This window comes from Kribbella sp. NPDC048837 (genome assembly GCF_055586945.1).
Map to the genome: position 1 here is coordinate 408,150 of NZ_JBVJHF010000001.1, position 21,451 is coordinate 429,600.

Genomic DNA, 21,451 nt, shown 5'->3' on the forward strand with positions numbered 1-21,451 from the left:
GGGCCCATGGTGACTGGGAAGCGTCCGATCGGGTGGCCGTTGCTGGTAGCACTGACCAACGGACGCGCCCGGATCTCCGACGAGCGGCTGGCCGCCGCCGTCCGGGATCGGGTCATCCTGGTGACCGGTTCGTCGTACGGGATCGGCGAGGCGACCGCGCGGCGGCTCGCCCGGGCCGGGGCGACGGTGCTGCTGGTGGCGCGGACGGCCGATCAGCTGGAGGTCGTGGCCGGTGAGATCCGGGCAGCCGGCGGGACGGCGTATGTCTACCCGGCGAACCTGGCCGACCCGGCGGCGGTCGAGGAGCTGGCGCGCGCGGTGCTGGCCGACCACGGGCGAGTCGACGTACTCGTGAGCAACGCGGGCAAGTCGATCCGGCGGTCGATCGCTGACTCGTACCAGCGCTTCCACGACATCGAACGGACGAACGCGGTCAACTACCTCGGCCCGGCCAAGCTCGTGCTCGAGCTGCTGCCGTCGATGCGCGAGCGTCGGTCGGGGCACATCGTGAACGTGTCGACGGCCGGCGTACGGACTCCGCCGATGGCGCGCTGGTCGGCGTACCTGGCCTCGAAGAGCGCGTTCGACGTCTGGCTGCGGTCCGTCGCGCAGGAGATCCGCGGCGACGGCGTGACCACGTCGACCGTCTACATGGGGCTCGTGCACACGCGGATGAGCGAGCCGACACCGCTGCTGAACAAGATGCCCGGGCTGACCCCGGAGCAGGCCGCCGACCAGGTCTGTACGGCGGTCGCCGAGCGGCCGCACAACATCACGCCGCCGATGGTCCGCCCGGCCGATGCCCTGGGCAACTTGTTGCGCGTCCCCACGGACCGGTTGTTCGAGCAGTACTTCCGACGTACCGGCGGTCGCAGCAAGCGAGGCAAGCCATGAGAACGCTCCGCCCGATCGGGCCGATGCGGCCGCCGGAGTGGCTGCTGCAGGGCGCGGCGGAGGTCGGCGGGCTGTCGCTCGCGCTGATCAAGTCCGGCGTCTGGCGATCGGCCCGGCCGGGGCAGCTGATCGCCGTCGAGCGCGCCCTGCGCACCTGGGGTCAGTCGATGGCCGCGCTCGGGGCGATCGCGGCGATCCGCTACCCCGACCGCGCCGCCCTCATCGAGGGCTCCGACCAGATCACGTACGCCGAGCTCGACCACCGCTGCGAGCGGATCGCGGCCGGCCTCCACGACCGCTACCAGATCGTTGCCGGTAGCAAGGTTGCGGTGCTGTGCCGCAACCACCGCGGCTTCCTGGAGGCGACACTGTCCGCATCCCGGGTCGGCGCGGATGTCTTGTTCGTGAACACCGAGTTCGCTCCCCCACAACTGCAGGCCGTTCTCGAGCGCCACCGCCCGGACCTCCTCATCCACGATGCCGAGTTCGCTCCCCCATCCGGCATCCGGTCCGTCCGCTCAGACCTCAATGACCTGGCTGGATCGACAGCTCCTCCCGCACCGGCGCCGGAGTCGCCCGGTCACATCACGATCCTCACCTCAGGAACCACGGGTACGCCGAAGGCCGCGCCCCGGGTGCCGACCGCGCTCGGTCTGGCCGGGTTGACGGCGAGCGCGCTCAGCCGGTTCGGTCTCCGGTCGGGTGAGCCGATGATCATCTGTCCGCCGCTGTTCCACGGGCTCGGGCTGCTCACCTCGATGCTCGCGCTCTTCCTCGGTTCGCCGCTCGTACTGCGTCCGCGGTTCGACCCGGCCACGGTGCTCGCGGATGCGGACGCGACCCGGGCCGGCGCGATCGTCGCCGTACCGGTGATGCTGCGGCGGATGCTCGACCTCGGGTCGACGGAGATCGCGGAGTACGACCTGCGGTCGCTGCGGGCGGTCATCTCCGGCGCGTCCGCGCTGGGCGCGGCGCTGGCCGAGCGATTCATCGAGCGGTTCGGGCCGGTCTTGTGCGATGCGTACGGATCGAGTGAGGTCGGCATCGCCACGATCGCGACGTCGGCCGACCTGATCGCGGCGCCCGGCACCGTCGGCCGCCCGTGTCTCGGCAGCTCGATCCGGATCCTCGACGACCACGACCGCCCGGTGCCGGCCGGCGAGACCGGGCGCATCTTCGCCGGCGGCGGCCTGGTCTTCGGCGGCTACTCCGACGGCTCCAGCAAAACTGTCGTCGATGGCCGGATGAGCACCGGCGACCTCGGCCACCTCGACGACGCCGGCCGCCTGTTCGTCGACGGCCGCGAGGACGACATGATCGTCTCCGGCGGCGAGAACGTGTACCCGGTTGAGGTCGAGGAATGCCTCGCCACCCACCCCGCCGTCGCCGAAGCAGTGGTCACCGGCGTCCCCGACGAGGAATTCGGCCAACGCCTCGTGGCCTACGTCGTACTGCACGAACCAGCCACCGAGGAAGAGCTCCTCGCCCACGTCAAAGCCAACCTCGCCCGCTACAAGACCCCACGCCAGATCGTCATCCTCGAGGACCTCCCCCGCAACGCCACCGGCAAGGTCCTCCGGAACAGACTCACCCCGCCGTGAACAGGGTGCGGAAACGGGTCATCCGCTCGAGGGCGTCACGCTCGTCGCCGAAGGAGACGGCCAGGGTCTCGGCACCGGCTTCGGCCAGCTCGTAGGCCGACTGGACAACCGGCCCGGGATCCCCGCTGGACCAGTCGAGCCGCGTCCCCACCCGCACCCCGCCGGCCGCCCGATCCGGGCCGCCGAACTCAGCTTCCAGTGCGCGGAGGCGAGCCACAGCCGCGGTGAAGCCGGGCGCGTCCAGGCCGAGGCCTTGCCACTCGTCGCCGAAGCGCGCGACCCGTCGCAACGCGGCGAGCGTCGTACCGCCGATCATGATCGGCAGCGGCCCACGCAACCTCGGCTCGAACACACCGCCCAGATCCTCGCCGGAGAACAAGCCTCGAACGATCGCGAGGCACTCGTCTGTCCGCCGCCCGCGATCCTCGAAGGACGCACCCACCGCGGCGAACTCGGTCGCGTCCCACCCGGCGCCGATCCCGAGGACGAGGCGCTCACCGGACAACCGGTGCAGCGTCGCGGCCTGCTTCGCGACGACGTACGGGCCGCGCATCGGCAGCACCAGCACGGAGGTGCCGAACCGGATCCGCGTCGTCCGGGCAGCCAGGAACCCGATCGTCACCAGCGGCTCGTACACACCGCCGTACGTCGGCCCGAACTCACCCGGCGGCAGCAGATGATCCGGCAACCACGCCGTGCCGTACCCGAGGTCCTCAGCGGCGACCGCGAGTTCGACCAACCGCTCCGGGGGCATCGCCGCCGATTCGTCGGGCAGGACCACCTGAAGCTCCACCATGCGACCGACCCTAACCGCCCGGCCCGAGCGCGGCGGTCGGCCTCGGTTCGGCGAGGACGAGTGACGGACGTGGGAGAGTGAGCCTGTGAAGATCCTGGTCGGTTATGTGCCAACTCCCGAGGGTGAGGCTGCGCTTACCGCGGCGGCCGCGGAGGCCGGGTTGCGGGGGGCGTCCGTACTGCTCCTCAACACCAGCCGCGGTGATTCCTACATCGACGCCCGCTACGCCAACGCCGATGAGCTGGCCGCAGCCGAGGCCAGACTTCGCGAGCTCGGCGTCGAGGTGTCGATCCAGCAGGCCGTCTCCAGCGGCGACGTGGCCGGCGAACTCCTCAAAGCCGCCGCGGCCGAAGACGTCGTCCTGATCGTCCTAGGCCTCCGCCGCCGCAGCCCCGTCGGCAAACTCATCCTCGGCAGCACCGCCCAAAGAGTCCTCCTCGAGTCCCCCGTCCCAGTCCTCGCCGTGAAGTCGACCCACGAGTAACCACCCTGCTCGCCGGCTGGTGGGTAAACCGGGTGAGGGGGTGGGGTGGGGCGCCTAAACTGGGGGGGTTATGCCTGATGCCCGGACCGAGTTGTCGAGTCCTTCCCCAGTCGCCGGTCCCGTGCAGGGACGATCAGTTGACGGTTCTTCGCAGGAGCCTGGTGTACGTCGCCGGCCGCGGCGTCGGCGCAAGCCGGGGGGTGCGCCACGGAGCGGCAACGGCTCGCCGGAGGCTGCCGCCGTGGAGAGTGGCACGACGGACGACCTGCCGGCTGAGAGTTTGGGTGCGGTGGCGGGGCGGCTCGAGGGGCTGACGGCTGCTGATCGGGAGCAGCTGGGGCGGCGGCTCGAGCGGGTTCGGACGACCAAGGACGCGGGGAAGCGCGAGCAGGCCCTGCGGAGTGTGATCGGCGCGGTCGAGCAGGCCGAGCGGCGGGTGGAGGTACGGCGGGCTGCCGTGCCGGAGATCTCCTATCCGGAAGAGTTGCCGGTCAGTCAGCTGAAGGACGAGATCGCGGCGGCGATCCGGGATCACCAGGTGGTGGTGATCGCGGGTGAGACGGGCTCCGGGAAGACGACGCAGATTCCGAAGATCTGTCTCGAGCTGGGCCGTGGCGTGCTGGGGATGATCGGGCACACCCAGCCGCGGCGGCTGGCGGCGCGGACGGTGGCGGAGCGGATCGCGGAGGAGCTCGGGACCGAGCTCGGCGAGACGATCGGGTTCGCCATCCGGTTCACCGACAAGGTCAGCGATCGCTCGCTGGTCAAGGTGATGACCGACGGCATCCTGCTGAACGAGCTGCAGCGCGACCGCGACCTGACCCGCTACGACACCCTCATCATCGACGAGGCGCACGAGCGCAGCCTGAACATCGACTTCATCCTCGGCTACCTCAAGCGGCTGCTCCCCCGCCGTCCCGACCTCAAGGTGATCATCACCTCGGCGACCATCGACCCCGAGCGGTTCGCCGAGCACTTCGCCGACAGCCAGGGCACGCCGGCGCCGATCGTCGAGGTCTCCGGCCGGACGTACCCGGTCGAGGTGCGCTACCGCCCGATCAACGACCCGGACGACCCGAGCACGATCGACCGCGACCAGACCCAGGCGATCCTGGACGCCGTCGACGAACTCGAGTACGAGGCCGACGGCGACGTCCTGGTGTTCCTCAGCGGGGAACGCGAGATCCGCGACACCGCCGACGCGCTGAACGACAAGTTCAAGAGCGATCGGCGGAACACCACCGAGATCCTGCCGCTGTACGCGCGCCTGTCGAACGCCGAGCAGCACCGCGTCTTCCAGCCGCACCCGAACCGCCGGATCGTCCTCGCGACCAACGTCGCCGAGACCTCGCTGACCGTCCCGGGCATCAAGTACGTGATCGACCCCGGTACGGCGCGGATCTCGCGGTACAGCCATCGCACCAAGGTCCAGCACCTGCCGATCGAGCGGGTCTCGCAGGCCAGCGCCAACCAGCGCACGGGCCGCTCCGGCCGGACCAGCGACGGCATCTGTATCCGGCTGTACTCCGAGGAGGACTTCGAGAACCGCCCGGAGTTCACCGACCCCGAGATCCTGCGCACCAACCTGGCGTCCGTCATCCTGCAGATGACCTCGATCGGCCTCGGCGACATCGCCGCGTTCCCGTTCATCGACGAGCCGGACAAGCGCAGCATCACCGACGGCCTGCAGCTCCTCACCGAGCTCGGCGCGATCGAGGCGGCCAAGGCCTCCGACCGCCACCGCCGGCTCACCCCGATCGGCCGCCAGCTGGCCCAGATCCCTCTCGACCCGCGGCTGGCCCGGATGATCGTCGAGGCCGACAAGCACGCGTGCGTCCGCGAGGTGATGGTGATCGCGGCCGGGCTGTCGATCCAGGACCCGCGCGAGCGTCCGACCGACGCCGAGGCGCAGGCCCAGCAGGCGCACGCCCGGTTCCGTGATCCGAACAGTGACTTCCTCGGGTACCTGAACCTCTGGAACTACCTGAAGAAGCAGCAGAAGGACCTCTCCGGCAACCAGTTCCGCCGGATGTGCCGCAGCGAGTACCTGAACTATCTGCGCGTCCGCGAGTGGCAGGACATCTTCGCCCAGCTCCGCCAGGTCGCGTCCCAGATCGGCGTGACGCTCAACAGCGGTGAGCCCGCGGACCCGCAGAGCGTGCACGTCGCGCTGATGTCCGGCCTGCTCAGCCACCTGGGCATGAAGGACCCGGCCAACCAGCACCAGTACCTCGGTGCTCGCGGCACCAAGTTCGCGATCTTCCCCGGCTCCGGCCTGTTCAAGAAACCGCCGCAGTTCGTGATGGCCGCCGAGCTGGTCGAGACGTCCCGGCTGTGGGCGCGGGTGAACGCGAAGATCGAGCCGGAGTGGGCCGAGGACATCGCCCAGCACCTGATCAAACGCTCGTACTCCGAACCGCACTGGGAACGCAAGGCCGGTGCCGTGATGGCCTACGAGAAGGTCACGCTGTACGGCGTACCGATCGTTGCCCGGCGCAAGGTCAACTACGGCAAGGTCGACCCGGAGGTGTCGCGCGAGCTGTTCATCCGGCACGCGCTGGTCGAGGGCGACTGGGACACCCACCACAAGTTCTTCCACGAGAACCGCAAGCTGATCGAGGAAGTCGAGGAGCTCGAGGAACGGACCCGCCGCCGCGACCTGCTGGTCGACGACGAGACGCTGTTCGCCTTCTACGACGAGCGGATCGGCGCCGAGGTGGTCACCGGGACGCACTTCGACACCTGGTGGAAGAAGGCCCGGCAGCGGGACCCCGACCTGCTCGACTTCGAGCGGTCGCTGGTGGTCCGCGAGGGTGCCGAGGTGCGGGCGGAGGAGTTCCCGCTGCACTGGACGCAGAACGGGATGACCTTCGACCTCACGTACGCCTTCGAGCCCGGTACGGACGCCGACGGCGTGACCGTGCACATCCCGCTGCTGGTGCTGAACCAGGTCACCGCGGACGGGTTCGAGTGGAGCGTGCCCGGGTTCCGCGAGGAACTGGTCACGACGCTGATCAAGTCCTTGCCGAAGGCGATCAGGCGGAACATCGTGCCCGCGCCGGACCACGCCCGGCAGATCCTCCCCCACCTCGACCCGGCGTCGGGGCCGCTGACCGACGCGATGGCCCGCGAACTGCGGAACCTGCGCGGCGTCGTGATCGAACCCGCCGACTGGGACTGGACCCGGGTCCCCGAGCACCTGCGGATGACGTTCCGGGTGATCGACGACCAGGGCAAGACGGTGGCCGAGAGCAAGGATCTCGCCAAGCTCAAGGAACGCCTGAAGCCGAAGACCACGGCGGCGATCTCCAAGGTCGCGTCGAAGGCGGTCAGCGGGCTGGAGCGGTCCGGTCTGACCGACTGGACCTTCGGCGATCTGCCGCGCAGCTTCTCCGAGCACCGCAACGGCCTGACCGTGGCCGGCTATCCGGCGCTGGTCGACGAGGGCAAGACGGTCGCGATCCGGCTGCAGGAGACCGAACGCGACCAGGCCGCCGCGATGTGGAACGGCACGCGCCGGCTCCTGCTGCTGACGATGCCGTCGGTGATCGACGTCGTCCAGCGGAACCTGACCAACCAGCAGAAGATGACGCTGATGGCCGGCCCGCACCGCAACGTCGGTGAACTGCTCGACGACGCGATCGCCGCGGCCGTCGACCAGCTGATGGCCGCGGCCCACGGCCCGGCCTGGAACCTCACCGCGTTCTCCGTACTGCGTGACGCCGTACGGTCGGAACTCGCGGACACCGTCCTGACGATCCTCCGCCAGGTCGAGCAGGTGCTGGCCCACGCGCGCGCCGTGGACAAACAGATCTCGCGAGCATCGAGCCCGGCGCTACTCGCGGCGTTGTCCGACGTCCGCGGTCAGTTGGAGAGTCTGGTCCACGCCGGCTTCATCACCGAGACCGGAGCCCAGCGGCTGCCCGACCTGGTCCGCTACCTGCGCGGGATGGAACAGCGCCTGGACAAGATCGGCGCCAACGCGATGCGCGACCGCTCCGGCATGGCGATCATCCAGAACCTCACCGACGAGTACCAGAAACGCCTCCAGGCTGTCCCCACCGGCAAGTACCCGAGCCCCGAACTCCTCGAAGTCCGCTGGATGCTCGAGGAACTCCGGATCAGCCTCTTCGCCCAGACCATCGGCACGCCGTACACGGTCTCGGAGAAGCGCATCCGCAAGGCACTGGCGGCAGCCTGACGGTCGTCGAGCCCGTGACGCGCCGCGGCTTGATCGATCGTTGATGTCGGGGCGGGATCGTCGGGAGATGACTGGACGGATGGTGAAGGTGCGGGCCCTCTGCGCGCTCGCTGCGCTTGTCATGACGCCGTTGGTGGCTGTGCCTGTGGCCCCGGCGAGCGCCGTCACGACCGGTGACTGGACCCAGTTCCGCAACGGGGCCGCTCACCAGGGCGTCAACACCGCCGAGGCCGCGCTCTCGGTGTCGACTGTCAGCGGGTTGCGGCAGGAATGGGTGACGAAGATCGGGGGCAGCGTCTGGTCCTCGCCGGCGACCGCCGACGGCCGGGTGTACGTCGGCGGGCTGGACGGCCGGCTGCACGCGCTCGCCGCGACCACGGGCCAGCAACTGTGGGCGAAACCGGACGACGCGTTGAGCGGCGACTGGACGTTCACGTCGCCGGCCGTCGGCGACGGCCTGGTCTACCTGGGAATCAACCGGCCCGCGGCCGAGATCTGGGCGTTCGACGCCGTCACCGGCGCGACCCGGTGGCGCACCGGAGCCTCGGTCAGCAACATCAACGGGTCGCCGGTGGTCGCCGGCGGAGTGGTGTACGCCGCCACCACCGAGGACCAGGTGCTCGCCCTGGACGCCGCCACGGGTGCGCGGATCTGGGACGTGAAACCGAACGGCGGCAAGGGATCCGGGTTCTACTCGGCCCCGACCGTTGCCGATGGCAAAGTCTTCGCGGCGTCGCTCAACCAGCGCGTCTACGCCCTCGACGCGGCGACCGGCGCAGTCCTGTGGTCGTTCCAGACCGGCGGCCACAACTCCTCGACACCGGCGGTCGTCGACGGCACGGTGTACTTCGGCTCCCGGGACGGCAACGTGTACGCCGTGAACGCCGAGACCGGCGTACAGCGGTGGAAGGTGCGGTACGGCACGAACATCCTCGCGTCCTTCCAGTCCTCACCGGCGGTCGCCGACGGCACGGTCTACATCGGCACGAACAACGACCGCCGGGTGCTCGCCCTGGACGCGGCGACCGGCGCCGTGCGGTGGAGCTTCCGTACCGGCGGCGTGGTGATGTCGTCGCCGGCGGTGGCGAACGGGGTGGTGTACGTCGGCTCGGACGACCGCGGCGTCTACGCGTTGCGGGCCACCAACGGGCAGCGGCTCTGGTCCGCCCGGGTGTCCGGCGCGGTCGACTCCGGTCCGGTCGTCGCCCAGGGCAAGGTCTACGCGGGGACGTACGGCGACAGCGGCGGCGGGAACGTCTACTCGTTCGCACTCAGGCGCTGACCGCTGCCGTGCGGTCCGGCCTGCTGAAGCGTCTCCCTGAGCAGTCGCAGGCACCGAGCCGCACCGCGCCGATCGTCGGTGCGTTCACAGATCGCCAGTGCGGCCCGCAGGCACTCCAGGGCCCGGCCGGACCGCCCGAGGTCGCGGTGGACGAGACCGAGGTGGGTCAGGCAATGCGCCTGGCCCGCCTCGTCGGTCAGCTCGCGGAACATCGCGAGCCCCGCGCTGAGCCCCGCGAGGGCCTCGCCGGGTGAGCCCGCAGCCTCGTAGACCTCACCGAGATTCGTCAACGCGGCCGCGCGCCCGCGGCGGTTGCCGAGTTCGGCGAAGATCGCCTCCGACTCGGCGAGGCAGCTCAGTGCCTCGTCGTACCGGCCCAACTGCCCCAGGACCGGTCCGAAGTTGTTCAGGTAGACGCCCTGGCTGTGCGGGTCACCGAGCGTACGGGCGATCGACAGCGCCCGCGACAGGCACTCGGCGGCCTGGTCATAGCGTTCGAGGCTGTCGTAGATGGTGCCGAGCCCGTTCAGACACGAGGCCCGGCCGCTGTCGTCCCCGGCCTCGGTGAACAGTTTCAGTCCGGCCCGCAGGTGATCGCTTGCCTGGTCGAAGTCGCCCTGCAGTTCGTGGGCCGCGCCCAGATCGCGGTGCGCGAAGCCTTCGCCGTACGCGTCCTTGGTACGACGTGCGACCGCCAACGCGGTCTGGTTGAGCCGGATCCAGTCGGCCCGATGACCGCGGATGTGGAAGAACGCGAACAACGCCCGGGCCAGCTGTCCCGGAATCTGGTCCGGCACACCGTCGGTCGTCGCCGCCTGCTCGGCCGTCGCGAGCAGGTTCGCCCGCTCGCTCTCGAACCAATCCAGCGCCGCCGTGACCCCGGTGAACGCCGAACCACCTTCAGCCCACGCACCGGCGGTACCCCGCCGCGGGTCGCCGGGCCGCAGCGTCGCGGACCCCGACCAGGCGGTCGCAACCTGCCAGCGCATCGCCCGGGTCAGTACCGCGGTGAGCTCGTCCTGCGAGCGCTTCGCCGCGACCTCGCGGGCCAGGAGTCGGAGCAGCTCGTGCAGCCGGTATCGGCCCGGCGCAGGGCTCTCCAGCAGTTGCGCGTCGACCAGCAGCTCCAGCACCGGCGTCGGATCAGTTGCGCCGAGCAACCGTTCGGCGAACGGCGGGCTCAGGTCCGCCGCATCGGGCAGGCCGAGCAGACCGAACGCCGCCGCGGCCGCACGCTCGTCGGCCGACCCGGCGGCCAGCGACCGGTGGCCGACCAGCAACGACGCCCGGACATCGAGGTCTCCGGCGCGCAACTCGTCGAGGCGGCCGCGGGCGTCCGCGAGCCGCCCCGTCAGGGTCCGGACCGGCCAAGCCGGGCGAGCGGCCAACCGCGCGCCCGCGATCCGCACCGCCAACGGCAGTCCACCGCACAGCGCGACCAGCTTCCGCGCGGCGGCCGGATCCGCGGCGATCCGGTCCTCCCCAGTGAGCCTGGCCAGCAGTGTCAGCGACTCCCTGGGAGCCAAGGGCCGAAGGTGCAGATACCGTACGCCGTCCACCGTCGCAAGCACCCGCCGACTCGTCACCAGGACCGCACACCCGGGTCCGGCGGGCAGCAGCGGCCGGACCTGGGCCGCGTCCGTCGCGTTGTCCAGGACGACCAGCACCCGCCGGGTCGCCGTCTCGGCCCGGAACCGGCCGGCTGCCTCGGCCACGTCGTACCGTCCGGCATCGGGGACGTCGAGCGCCCGCAAGAACCGTCCGAGGACTCCGATCGGCGTCCCGTCCGAGGACAGGTCGGCGTACAGCTGGCCGTCCGGGAAGCTGGTCGCGACGAGGTGCGCCGTGTGCAGGGCGAGCGCGGACTTGCCGATTCCCGCGACGCCGTCGATCGCGGCGATCGGCGGGGCGCGGTCGTCGGGCTCGCCGCACAGGATGCCCGCGAGCTCGGTCACCTCGGTGCCGCGGCCGGTGAAGGTGGCCACGTCCACCGGCAGATGGCGCGGGACCACGGTCCGTCGGGCCGATGACACCTGGTCCGGTAGATCGAGGACCGGGTCCGCGGCCAGCATCCGCTCGTGCAGGTCGCGGACGGCGCGAGCCGGTTCGGTGCCGAGCTCGCCGGCCAGCCGGTCGCGGAGCCGCCGGTACGCCGCGAGTGCGTCGGCCTGGCGGCCGGCCCGGTACAGAGCCAGCATCCACTGCTGCCAGAGCCGTTCGCGCAGCGGGTTCTCCTCGACCAGGGCGTGCAGCTCGGCGGCGAGCTCGGCGTGCTGGCCGAGGGTGAGACGGGCCTCGACCAGCGCTTCGCTGGCCGCGAGGCGGCGTTCCTCCGCCACGACGAGGCGGCCGTCGGGGTCGGCGTCGACGGGGACGTCCTCGAGCGGGCGCCCACGCCACAGGGCAAGTCCCTGGGTCAGCTGATGGGTGGCGGCGATCGGGTCGCCGTCGCGCAGCGCCTGCTCGCCGCGGGTCGTGAACTCCTCGAACGCGAGCAGGTCCAGGTCGGCGGCGCTCACGTCCATCCGGTACCCGGCGGCCTCGGTGACGAGTTGCGGGGGCCCGGCACTGAGTTGCAGCTCGCGGCGGAGCGTCGACACATAGGTGCGGAGCGCCCCGACGGCGGTCGGCGGCGGGCGTCCGGGCCAGACGGTCTCGACCAACCGGCCGGCGGTCAGCGGGCGGTTGGCGCTCACCAGCAGCACCGCGAGGACAGCACGCAGCTTCGGCGAGCCGAGCCGGACCGGATCGCCCTGCCCGTCGCGAATCTCCAGCGGTCCGAGCACCTTGAACCGCACAGTGCGCCCCTCCCGTCCTCACCTTCACCAACGAATCACCGTGCCGAGGGGTTCAGCGCCCGCATCCGCGAGAGTCAGGAATCGAGCAGGCGGCGGCCGTGGTCGTGGACGGCGGCTCGTAGTTCGGGCGGGTCGAGGATCTCGAAAGGCCAGTAGAGACGGGCCACTTGGGCTACGAGGGGGCCGAGCTCGTTCGCGGCGAAACGGACCTCGCAGGTGCTGGCGTCGATCGGGTCGACCACGCCTTGGTGGGGTGGGATCACCCTGCTCACCGTTGCGGCGCCGGCGTGCACGCGGATCCGGGCGACAATGTCCCAGGGCGCCACTCCGGTGCCTTCGGCAACGAGTGTGACCGGGTCGGGCGGGTTCTCGAAGCGGTAGCGGGCGCCGGTGAGGACCGGGTGCGCGATGCGGTCGACGCGAAAGGTTCGCCAGGCCTGCCGATCGCGGTCGCGCGCGACGAGGTACCAGCGCCGGCCGGTGTGGACGATCTGCAGTGGCTCGACGCTGCGCTCGGACTCGGTGCCGTCGTGGGTGCGATAGCGGAAGCGGATCCCTTCGACATCACGACAGCCGACGGCGAGCGTGACCAGCACCTCGCCGTCGACGGTCGGCAGCTCGCCCTGCGGCAACTGGGTGGTGTGCGCGCCGATCGCGGCGACCTGCGCGCGCAACCGGGCGGGCAGCACCTGATGGAGTTTGGTCAGCGCGGAGATCGCCGCTTCCTCGACTCCCGACACCGTCGTGGTCGTCGCGACGCGCAGGCCGACCGCGATCGCCACCGCTTCCTCGTCCTCGAGCAGCAGGGGTGGCAGCCGGCCACCGGGTCCGAGACGGTAACCACCGCCGATCCCGGCTTCGGCGTCGACCGGGTAGCCGAGTGATCTGAGCCGGGTGACGTCACGCCGTACCGTGCGGGGCGTGACGTCGAGCCTCGCCGCCAGTTCGGCGCCGTCCCACTGCGGGCGCGACTGGAGCAAGGACAACAGGCGGAGCAAGCGGGCCGCGGTATCCATCGCATCGTCATTCTGCCCGACCTGCGGACCGATCCTGTCCGCAGGTCGTCCTACGGTGGCCCCATGACGACGCTCTCGCAGAATCTCCTGGACCTCTCCGACTTCGCCTGGCAGCGGCTACGTGGCCGCGTCGAGGGCCTGACGGACGAGGAGTACTTCTGGGAACCGTTCGACGGCTCGTGGTCGGTCCGGAAGTCCGACGCCGGTTTCGTCGCCGACTCGGCCCGGATCCCACCGGAGCCGCCGCCGTTCACCACCCTGGCCTGGCGGATCACCCACATCGTCGACATGTTGCAAGGCGACCGGACCGCGACCTGGTTCGGCCACCAGCCCGCAGCGGAGGACGGCGTACCAGGCGTGCCGGAGAACGCGAAGAGCGCGCTCGCTGCTCTCGACCACGCGTACGACGTCTGGCGCCGGCGCCTCTCCGCGCTCAGCCAAGCGGACCTCGACCGGCCGATGGGTGAGATCGCCGGTCCGTACGCCGAGAGCGACGGCACCTCCTTCGCCCTGCACATCCTCGACGAGCTCATCCACCACGGCGCGGAAGTGGGAACCGTCCGCGACTTCTACCGAGGAGTGCGAGCAGAGGATCCCTTCGCGGCTGCCCTTGCCTGCGAGGTGACACCCACTGAGCGCCCGGCGCTGCTCGCCGAGGCCGCCGCGGCCCAGCGGTGGGAAGTCGTCCCGCAGCTCGCCGATCTGGGCTTCGGCATCAACGAGCGGACGGCGGACGGGGTCTCCGCGGCTCACCTGGCCGCGGGAACCGGCTCGCTCGAGACGCTGCGGTTCCTGGTCGAGCACGGCGCGGACCTGTCGGCGACGGATCCGCGGTTCGGTGCCGACGTCCTCGGCTGGGCCAAGTGGTTCCAGCAGCCGGAGGCGGTCGCGTATCTGGAGACGCTCTGATCAGGGCACGAACGCTCGTTGGGAGCGGTGGCGGAAGTCGCGCGGCGAGAGCTGGTGGGCTGTGGTGAAGCAGCGGGTGAAGTAGGACTGGCTGCTGAAGCCGCAGCGGGTCGCGATCGTGGCGACCGGAGCATTGGTTGCCGCTAGCAAGGAAGCGGCGTGCTCGAGGCGGAGGTCGGTGACGAAGGCCGTCGGCGTCACGCCATATGCCGAGCGCATCGAACGCGACAGGTGTGCCGGACTGACGCCGGCCAGTTCCAAGAGGCGCGGCACACCGCCACGGAGGTTGTCCTCGGCCCGCATCGCCGTACAGGCCTTGGCGAGCCAGCTCGGCGTGCCCGGACCCGCGGCGTCGTCCGCCGGCGCGAGCAGCTCGAGGAGGTCGATCCAGAACCGGACCAGGTCGTAGGGACCTGGATCGTCCTGGAAGCGTTCCAGTGCGCGATCGAAGACGGCGATCGCCTCAGCAGCGCGGAAGGTGACCGGCCGCCGCGCCGACGCCCAACTGGCGGTCGGGTTCGTCCGGGTCAGGTCGAGGAACCCCGACCAGGCCGAGCTCGGGAAGGCGACGTTGACGAACTCCAGCCCGTCCGGCGCCGAGCCACGGACCGCGTGCCGGTCGCTCGGCCGGACCAGGACCACGTCCCCGGCGCGGAGCTCCTCGACGCCGGTCGGCAGCAGGTGTTCGCCGCGGCCCGACACCACGCCCATGAACTCGTGGAAGTCCGCATGGGTGTGCAACTCGGTGTCCCGGGCCCGGGCCGGGATCCGCACGCGGGCCGCGTGATACGGCCGGCCGAACGCGTGCGACTCGAACCGCAACGCCTGATCCACATCAACACGCTACAAGTTCTCGTCAGTTCGCTGCTAGTGGGCGACCGGCCCCGGACAGCAGCATGGAGGCATGTACGAGACCGACGGCTATGTCATCTTCCGCACTGTCATCGACGACCAGCTGATCAAGGAAGTGAACGACCATGTCGAATGGTTGCAGGCCCGGCATCCCGACGTACGGCCCGAGCAGCTCGGGCACGTCTACCTGCGCGACGATCCGTTCTGGGTCCGGCTGATCAGCGACGAGCGGCTGCTCGACATCGCGGAACAGTTCGTCGGGCCGGATCTCGCGTTGTTCGCGTCGCACTACATCTCCAAGCCGCCGTACTCCGGTCAGCCGGTGCTGTGGCACCAGGACGCGGCGTTCTGGCCGCTCGATCCGATGAAGGTCGTGACGCTGTGGCTGGCCGTCGACCACTCGACGCCGGAGAACGGCTGCGTCCGGGTGATCCCCGGGAGCCATCGGGGCGAGGTGGCCGGGATGCGGGACAACACCGAGGTCGAGAGCGTGCTCGGGAAGGAGATCGCGGTCGAGGTCGACGGGTCCGCGGCCGTCGACATGGTGCTCGCGCCCGGCGACGTCGAGGTGCACCACCCGAACATCGTGCACGGGAGCAACGCCAACACCTCGCCGAACCGGCGATGCGGGCTGACGATCCGGTACATCCCGACCTCGACGCGGATCACCGACCCCGAGGTGCCCTACCCGAGTGCCTTCCACCTGCGCGGCGAGCCGGGCGTGAACAGCTACCAGCCACGACCGACGTACGTCGAGGGCCGCCACTTCGCGTTCACCGGTAGCAGCGAGTGGGCCTGAGACAGGCAGAAGCCCGCCCCGGCCGGGTGGCCGGGGCGGGCTCTGTGCGAAGGACTACTCGAGACAGATCCTGAACGGGTGTCCCGCGGGGTCGGCGTAGATACGCCAGCCGCGGGCGTTGTCGGCGGGTGGTGGATCCAGGGGGTCGAGCGGCTCGGCCCCGAGCGCGACCACGGTGGCGTGGCCGCTGGAGAGATCCTCGACGATCAGGTCGAGGTGGAGATCCTGCGCGTCGGTGCCGGGCCACGTGGCCGGCACGTACTCCTCCGAGCGCCGGAAGGCCAGCGTCGAGAACCCGAGCGACGAGCCGGGGCCGGTCAGGCTCCGCCAGTCGTCGTCACCGTTCTCGTCGATGTCCAGCCCCAGCAGCGCCGAGTAGAACTGGGCTAGCTCGAGTGGGTCCAGGCAATCCAGCACCACCGAGCCGAGCCGCCCGGCAGTACTGCCCGGCTGCTCTGCCACCTGCGTCATCTGTCCTCCAGCTTCTGTTTCATGACTGCCCGCCCGCGTCGGGGCAGGACCGGCCAGGGCCCATCTGGTCGGAAGGCCCGGCCGCCTACGATGACAGGTCGGACGGACAGTTCGCATCTTTCGACACGCCTTCTTGACCGGTCAGCCGGTCGCGGACAGTGAACGGCCGTTCCGATTACCGGTGAATACCCTCTACGGAGGTAGCACGGCGGCGCTCGGAGAGCTTGCGGATCTTGGCCCTGGTGCCGCAGTCGGCCATCGCGCACCAGCGGCGCGAACCGTTCCGGCTGCGGTCGAGGAAGAGCCAGCCGCAGCCGCCCTCGTCGACCGGACAGGTCCGCAGCTGCCGCGGCTCGACGGTCCGCACCAGGTCGACCGCGGCGAACACGAGCCGGTCCGGGATCATCAACGCCGGCGCCGTCCCGACGCGCAGGTCGGCGACCCCGGCGGCTCCGGTCGCCACATCGGTCCGGCCGACCATCATGGACCGGGCCGCGGCCGCGGCCCAGCGCAGCATCAGCCGCTCGTACGTTGACTCCTGGGCGGTTTCCGCCAGCACGGGTACGGCGCCGGCGGCACGCGGAGCCAGCACGAGATAGGCCGCCTCGCGGATCTCGCCGGTCGCGCGCAACGCCTTCTCGGCGAGGTCCGGCGAGCGCTCCCAGACGGCCGCGATCGCCTCCTCCTCGGCCGGATCTACGAGCTCGATCCGGCGGCTCCAGGCGAGCAGCTCGGCGGGCCGTCTCAGATAGTCGTAAACGTCGAGACTGCCGGGAACGCGGGGCGTTACCGTGTTCACGAGGTCCAGGGCGGGATGCCCACCGACAATCCTGAGCTCGTCGTGAAAACTGTCGGTCATGGGTGAGATGCTACCACCATAACGTCGTTCACTGGAATCACAGGTGAGATCATGCCCATCACATCCCGCCGGGCCAACGCGGCCCTGCTCATGCTCGCGCTCAGCACGTTCTCGTACGTGACCATCGAAGTCCTGCCGATCGGCCTGCTCACCGTCATCGCCGCCGACCTCGGCCGGTCCCGGTCCGACGTGGGTCTCCTGGTGACCGGGTACGCCACGGTCGTGGTGATCGCCTCGATCCCGCTCGCCCGGCTCACCCTCCGGCTCCCCCGCCGGCTCGTGCTGGGCAGCACCCTCGGCGTCCTGACCGTGTCCACCGCGCTCTCCGCCCTCGCACCGACGTACGAGATCCTCTTCGCCAGCCGGCTGCTCACGGCGCTGTCGCAGTCGCTGTTCTGGGCGATCGCCCCGCCGATCGCGACCAGCCTGTTCCCACCGCAGGTCCGCGGCCGGGTGGTGGCCCGCCTCGCGATCGGCACCGCCCTCGCGCCCGTCCTGGGCATCCCACTCGGCACCTGGCTCGGCGAACAGGCCGGCTGGCGGGTCCCGCTCGGCGTGATGGCCGGGCTCGGGGCCGTGGCCTGCGCAGGGATCCTCTGGCTGCTCCCGGCCGTCGGTGGCCGCAACGGTGCCACCGGTCTCGGCAGCTCGCCGGACCTCCGTCGGTACGTCGTGATCCTGGCCAGCTCGGCGATCGGCGTGACCGGCTTCCTGACGTTCAACACCTACGTCACGCCGTTCCTGCTGGACATCACGGGCCTGGCCCGGGATGCCCTCGGCCCGATGCTGCTCGCCAGTGGAGTGGGTGGCCTGGCCGGGACGCTGATCGTCGGCCGGATCCTCGATCGCTACCCGTGGGGATCGGTGGTCGTCTCGTACGCCGTTCTCAGCTGTGCACTCGCGGGCCTCTACGTCTTCGGCGGCCACCTGGTGGCCACCATCGCGCTGCTCGCCGTGACCGGCCTGGCCTTCAGCGGAATGGCCGTCGCGGTGCAGAACCGAACCCTCCTGGTCGCACCGGGCAGCACCGATCTCGCTTCGGCCGGCACCAGCTCCGCCTTCAACGTCGGCATCGCCGCCGGCGCCTTTGTGGGCGGTGCACTGATCGACAACGCCGGCGTGCGCAGCGTGGCCGTTGTGGGCGCTCTGCTGGCGGCCGCGGCGGTCCTGACACTCCTGTTCGAGCCGATGCTGGCTCGTCGCCGGGTGGCGGTGGCAGAGTGCGAGCATGACCGACCTGGGCGACAGGTTTGTGAAGAGGCGGCCTGACGCCCCGGCGGGGTTCTTCGAGGTCGAGGCGGCCGGCCTGCGGTGGCTCGCCGTACCCGCTGGTGCCGCCGTCGCGGAGCCGCTCGACGTCTCCCCCGGCCGGCTGACCACGGTCAGGCTCGACCTCGTTCCGCCGACCGGAGCCGCGGCTGACGACTTCGGCCGGCGGCTGGCCGTCACACATGACGCCGGCGCTCGGCACTTCGGCGTACCGCCGGACGGCTGGGACGGCGACGGGTACATCGGCACGATCGGACTGCCGCACGCGGCCGAGCCGTTGAAGTCGTGGGGCGAGTTCTACGCGAACCTGCGGCTCCGGCCGTACCTGCGGACGGCGTACCAGCACGGTGCGATCGACGGGCACCAACTGCAGGTCTTCGAGCGGGTCTGCACGCGGTTGGAGGCCGGGGAGTACGACGACCCGTCCGACGAGCCGTGCCGGATCCACGGCGACCTGTGGTCGGGGAACGTGGTCTGGGCGGCGAGCGGCGTACACCTGATCGACCCGGCCGCGCACGGCGGTCACCGGGAGACAGACCTGGCCATGCTCGGCCTGTTCGGCCTACCGCATCTCGAACGGGTGCTGCGCGCGTACGACGAGGCACACCCGCTCGTGGACGGCTGGCGTGACCGGGTCGGGCTGCACCGTCTGCACCCCCTCTTGACCCACGTGGTCATGTTCGGTGGAAGCTACGTTCCACAAGCCATTGCGATGGCTCACAAGTATGGCTGAGTCACGACCTCCGGAGGCCACCCTGATCCCCCAGCCCGTCACCCAGACCGCCCTGCCCGACCAGACCTTCACACTGCAGTCCGCTGCGACTGTCGGACTGGTCGGCACCTCCGAGGATGCAAGCAGGGTGGCTGACCAGTTCGCCGCCCAGCTACGCCTCTCCACCGGCTTCCCACTGCCCGTCGAGCCGGGCGCCGGCACCATCACGCTCTCCGCCGACGGACCGGACTCACTCGGCGCGGAGGGCTATGAACTCCGCGTCGACAGCACGGCAGTGACCGTCACCGCCGCCACCGCCGAAGGCCTCTTCCGCGGAGTGACCACCCTCCGGCAGCTCCTCCCGGCCAAGGCTGCCGCCGACACGGAGCAGGCGGGTCCGTGGGAGATCGCAGGCACCGAGATCTCCGACGCTCCGCGCTACCCCTACCGCGGCGTCATGCTCGACGTCTCCCGGCACTTCTTCGCGGTCGCCGACGTCAAGCGCTACATCGACCTCGCGTCGCTGTACAAGCTCAACCGGCTCCATCTGCACCTGTCCGACGACCAGGGCTGGCGGATCCAGGTGGACTCCTGGCCCGAGCTGACGAAGTTCGGCGCCGACTCCGAGGTCGGTGGCGGCGAAGGCGGTCACTTCACCAAGGCCGACTTCGCCGAGATCGTCCTGTACGCCGCCGACCGGTTCATGACCGTGGTCCCCGAGATCGACACACCGGGACACACGAACGCGGCGCTGGCGTCGTACGCGGAGCTCAACGCCAACGGTGAGGCACCGGCGTACTACACCGGCACCGAGGTGGGGTTCAGCTCGCTCACCGTGGACAAGGACCTCACCTACGAGTTCCTGGACGACGTGTTCCGGGAGGTGGCCGAGCAGTCCCCGGGCGACGTGATCCACCTCGGCGGGGACGAGGCGCACTCGACTCCGCACTCGGACTACCTCACGTTCGTGCCGAAGGCGGCCGAGCTGGTCGTCAAGCACGGCAAGCGGGTGATGGGCTGGCACGAGATCGCCGATGCCTCGCTGCCGGACGGCAGCATCGTGCAGTACTGGGGAACCGACGACCCCCGGGCCCAGGAGCTGGCCCACAAGGCCGTCGCCCAAGGGGCCGAGATGGTGATGTCACCGGCCAACCGCGCGTACCTGGACATGAAGTACGACCAGGACACGCCGTACGGCCTCGACTGGGCCGGGCTGATCAGCGTGGAGAAGTCCTACAGCTGGGATCCGGCCACGCTGATCCCGGACGTCCCGGAGAGCGCTGTGATCGGCGTCGAGGCGCCGCTGTGGACGGAGACCCTCGACGAGATGGCGAAGGTCGAGTTCATGGTGTTCCCGCGGCTGCCGGGGGTCGCCGAGCTCGGGTGGTCACCGGCGTCCGCGCTGGACTGGACGACGTACAAGGACCGGCTCGCCGAGCAGGGGTCGCGCTGGGACGTGCTCGGCGTGAACTTCTACCGCGCGCCGGAGATCGACTGGCGTTAGCGCTGCAGGACCCGCTCCAGGAGCCACGCCGTGGTCTGGTCCAGGTCCTGTTCGGCGATGGTGTGGTGCGTGGCGTCCGCGTCCGGGGCGGCACGCACCTCCAGCCGGTAGACGTACCGATCGGGCTGCGGCCGGCCGGATCCCAGGTCGGCGGCGTCGAGCGCCTGCACGGCCGCCTCGAGCCGGTCCGCGTCCGGCTCGGCGCTGGTGTCGAGCTCGCCGTGTGCCATCAGGCCGGCGAATCCTCCGCTGCGAGTCACTGTGACGATCAATCCAGCCTCCTTGCGGCTCACCCTTGCGTCCCGCGCAACGAATGTCCAGAGTCGCGCGACACGCCGGAAAAGTCGATCAGAATCACACGCCCATCACCCGGCGTACCGGTGGATTGTCCTTCGTTGCCATCCCGCCGCCCCGCGGTGGAACGGCGAATCAGCAGGTCGGCGCGGGGTTTCCGGGTCCGGGCCGGCCACGCCGGGACTGGATCCGGTCGGCCACGAAGCGTAGCGGGCGGCGACAATCAGCGACACGTGTTCGTGGTCACCCCTTCCACCAGGCCCCAGATCGGCTACAGTTATCGCGTTGCACTTTTGGACTCCCACTGACTTTCGCTGTGCTGCATGGCCGGTTCTGTCTTCTGGGGCCTTTCGGCGACACGTGGCTCATGAGGTGTGGGTCGCGGTTTGTTACAAGCCATCAAGGAGATAGACACAAATGGCTGTCGGTACTGTCAAGTGGTTCAACGCTGACAAGGGCTTCGGCTTCATCACCCCGGATGACGGTGGCGCGGACGTGTTCGCGCACTACTCGGCCATCCAGACCTCGGGCTTCCGTTCGCTGGACGAGAACCAGCGCGTCGAGTTCGAGATCACCCAGGGCCAGAAGGGCCTGCAGGCGGAGAACATCCGTCCGATCTGATCCTGGATCACCCTTCTAGCAAGTGATCGAAGGGCCGTACACCACACCGGTGTGCGGCCCTTCGCCAGCTCCGGGCGCCCGGTGCCCAA

18 protein-coding genes are annotated in these 21,451 nt (G+C 70.3%); 11 read left to right on the top strand and 7 right to left on the bottom strand.

Annotated features, from left to right (window positions below; all coding sequences use genetic code 11):
• Nucleotides 1–6: 6 nt before the first annotated feature.
• Both ACZ6O0_RS02010 and ACZ6O0_RS02015 read left to right on the top strand, forming a co-directional pair.
• On the top strand, nt 7–894 hold the full coding sequence (locus ACZ6O0_RS02010) for an SDR family NAD(P)-dependent oxidoreductase (RefSeq protein WP_465762938.1): 888 nt from the start codon (nt 7–9) through the stop codon (nt 892–894).
• A complete protein-coding gene (locus tag ACZ6O0_RS02015; protein ID WP_465762939.1) occupies nt 891–2,495 on the top strand; it encodes an AMP-binding protein in 1,605 nt (534 codons plus the stop codon). The genes ACZ6O0_RS02010 and ACZ6O0_RS02015 overlap by 4 nt, the downstream gene beginning before the upstream one ends.
• Here ACZ6O0_RS02015 and ACZ6O0_RS02020 read toward each other — a convergent pair.
• Entirely contained in the window at nt 2,482–3,291 is an 810-nt protein-coding gene (locus ACZ6O0_RS02020) for an LLM class flavin-dependent oxidoreductase (RefSeq protein WP_465762940.1), read from the bottom strand. The genes ACZ6O0_RS02015 and ACZ6O0_RS02020 overlap by 14 nt on opposite strands.
• An 85-nt stretch (nt 3,292–3,376) precedes the next feature.
• Here ACZ6O0_RS02020 and ACZ6O0_RS02025 point away from each other — a divergent pair, with 85 nt between their 5' ends.
• The 3 genes from ACZ6O0_RS02025 (at nt 3,377) to ACZ6O0_RS02035 (ending at nt 9,258) form a co-directional block, all read left to right on the top strand.
• The gene (locus ACZ6O0_RS02025; RefSeq protein ID WP_465762941.1) at nt 3,377–3,775 is read left to right on the top strand and encodes a universal stress protein; all 399 of its coding nucleotides are present in this window, start codon (nt 3,377–3,379) and stop codon (nt 3,773–3,775) included.
• A 241-nt stretch (nt 3,776–4,016) separates the two neighbouring features.
• A complete protein-coding gene (hrpA, locus tag ACZ6O0_RS02030; protein ID WP_465762942.1) occupies nt 4,017–7,976 on the top strand; it encodes an ATP-dependent RNA helicase HrpA in 3,960 nt (1,319 codons plus the stop codon).
• A 67-nt stretch (nt 7,977–8,043) separates the two neighbouring features.
• A complete protein-coding gene (locus tag ACZ6O0_RS02035) occupies nt 8,044–9,258 on the top strand; it encodes an outer membrane protein assembly factor BamB family protein (protein WP_465762943.1) in 1,215 nt (404 codons plus the stop codon).
• On the opposite strand, the gene ACZ6O0_RS02040 is transcribed toward ACZ6O0_RS02035, so the two are convergent.
• A complete protein-coding gene (locus ACZ6O0_RS02040) occupies nt 9,234–12,056 on the bottom strand; it encodes an AfsR/SARP family transcriptional regulator (RefSeq protein WP_465762944.1) in 2,823 nt (940 codons plus the stop codon). The genes ACZ6O0_RS02035 and ACZ6O0_RS02040 overlap by 25 nt on opposite strands.
• 74 nt (nt 12,057–12,130) lie before the next feature.
• Nucleotides 12,131–13,072 (bottom strand): helix-turn-helix transcriptional regulator, encoded by a 942-nt coding sequence (locus ACZ6O0_RS02045; RefSeq protein WP_465762945.1) that lies wholly within the window; start codon nt 13,070–13,072, stop codon nt 12,131–12,133.
• A 63-nt stretch (nt 13,073–13,135) separates the two neighbouring features.
• On the opposite strand from ACZ6O0_RS02045, the gene ACZ6O0_RS02050 reads away from it, so the two are divergent.
• Nucleotides 13,136–13,981, top strand: coding sequence for a DinB family protein (locus tag ACZ6O0_RS02050; RefSeq protein ID WP_465762946.1), 846 nt, complete (start codon nt 13,136–13,138; stop codon nt 13,979–13,981).
• Here the strand turns inward: ACZ6O0_RS02050 and ACZ6O0_RS02055 are convergent, their stop codons facing one another.
• Entirely contained in the window at nt 13,982–14,815 is an 834-nt protein-coding gene (locus ACZ6O0_RS02055; RefSeq protein WP_465762947.1) for a helix-turn-helix transcriptional regulator, read from the bottom strand.
• A gap of 70 nt (nt 14,816–14,885) precedes the next feature.
• Here ACZ6O0_RS02055 and ACZ6O0_RS02060 point away from each other — a divergent pair, with 70 nt between their 5' ends.
• Nucleotides 14,886–15,632 (top strand): phytanoyl-CoA dioxygenase family protein, encoded by a 747-nt coding sequence (locus ACZ6O0_RS02060; protein WP_465762948.1) that lies wholly within the window; start codon nt 14,886–14,888, stop codon nt 15,630–15,632.
• 54 nt (nt 15,633–15,686) lie between these two features.
• Here ACZ6O0_RS02060 and ACZ6O0_RS02065 read toward each other — a convergent pair whose 3' ends face one another.
• Nucleotides 15,687–16,103: a VOC family protein gene (locus ACZ6O0_RS02065; RefSeq protein ID WP_465762949.1), complete on the bottom strand. Its 417-nt coding sequence runs from the start codon at nt 16,101–16,103 to the stop codon at nt 15,687–15,689.
• A gap of 175 nt (nt 16,104–16,278) precedes the next feature.
• Nucleotides 16,279–16,962 (bottom strand): CGNR zinc finger domain-containing protein, encoded by a 684-nt coding sequence (locus ACZ6O0_RS02070; protein ID WP_465762950.1) that lies wholly within the window; start codon nt 16,960–16,962, stop codon nt 16,279–16,281.
• 51 nt (nt 16,963–17,013) lie between these two features.
• On the opposite strand from ACZ6O0_RS02070, the gene ACZ6O0_RS02075 reads away from it, so the two are divergent.
• The 3 genes from ACZ6O0_RS02075 to ACZ6O0_RS02085 are packed head-to-tail and all read left to right on the top strand — an operon-like array spanning nt 17,014 to nt 20,447.
• Nucleotides 17,014–18,231: an MFS transporter gene (locus ACZ6O0_RS02075; protein ID WP_465762951.1), complete on the top strand. Its 1,218-nt coding sequence runs from the start codon at nt 17,014–17,016 to the stop codon at nt 18,229–18,231.
• The gene (locus ACZ6O0_RS02080) at nt 18,191–18,964 is read left to right on the top strand and encodes a fructosamine kinase family protein (protein WP_465762952.1); all 774 of its coding nucleotides are present in this window, start codon (nt 18,191–18,193) and stop codon (nt 18,962–18,964) included. The genes ACZ6O0_RS02075 and ACZ6O0_RS02080 overlap by 41 nt, the downstream gene beginning before the upstream one ends.
• A complete protein-coding gene (locus ACZ6O0_RS02085) occupies nt 18,957–20,447 on the top strand; it encodes a beta-N-acetylhexosaminidase (protein ID WP_465762953.1) in 1,491 nt (496 codons plus the stop codon). Before ACZ6O0_RS02080 ends, ACZ6O0_RS02085 begins: the two co-directional genes overlap by 8 nt.
• Here the strand turns inward: ACZ6O0_RS02085 and ACZ6O0_RS02090 are convergent.
• Complete coding sequence (locus tag ACZ6O0_RS02090) at nt 20,444–20,719, bottom strand: protealysin inhibitor emfourin (protein WP_465762954.1); 276 nt, start codon at nt 20,717–20,719, stop codon at nt 20,444–20,446. The two genes, ACZ6O0_RS02085 and ACZ6O0_RS02090, sit on opposite strands and share 4 nt — an antisense overlap.
• A gap of 439 nt (nt 20,720–21,158) precedes the next feature.
• Between ACZ6O0_RS02090 and ACZ6O0_RS02095 the strand changes: the two genes are divergently transcribed.
• Nucleotides 21,159–21,362, top strand: coding sequence for a cold-shock protein (locus tag ACZ6O0_RS02095; RefSeq protein ID WP_012921273.1), 204 nt, complete (start codon nt 21,159–21,161; stop codon nt 21,360–21,362).
• The last annotated feature ends 89 nt before the right edge of the window (nt 21,363–21,451 follow it).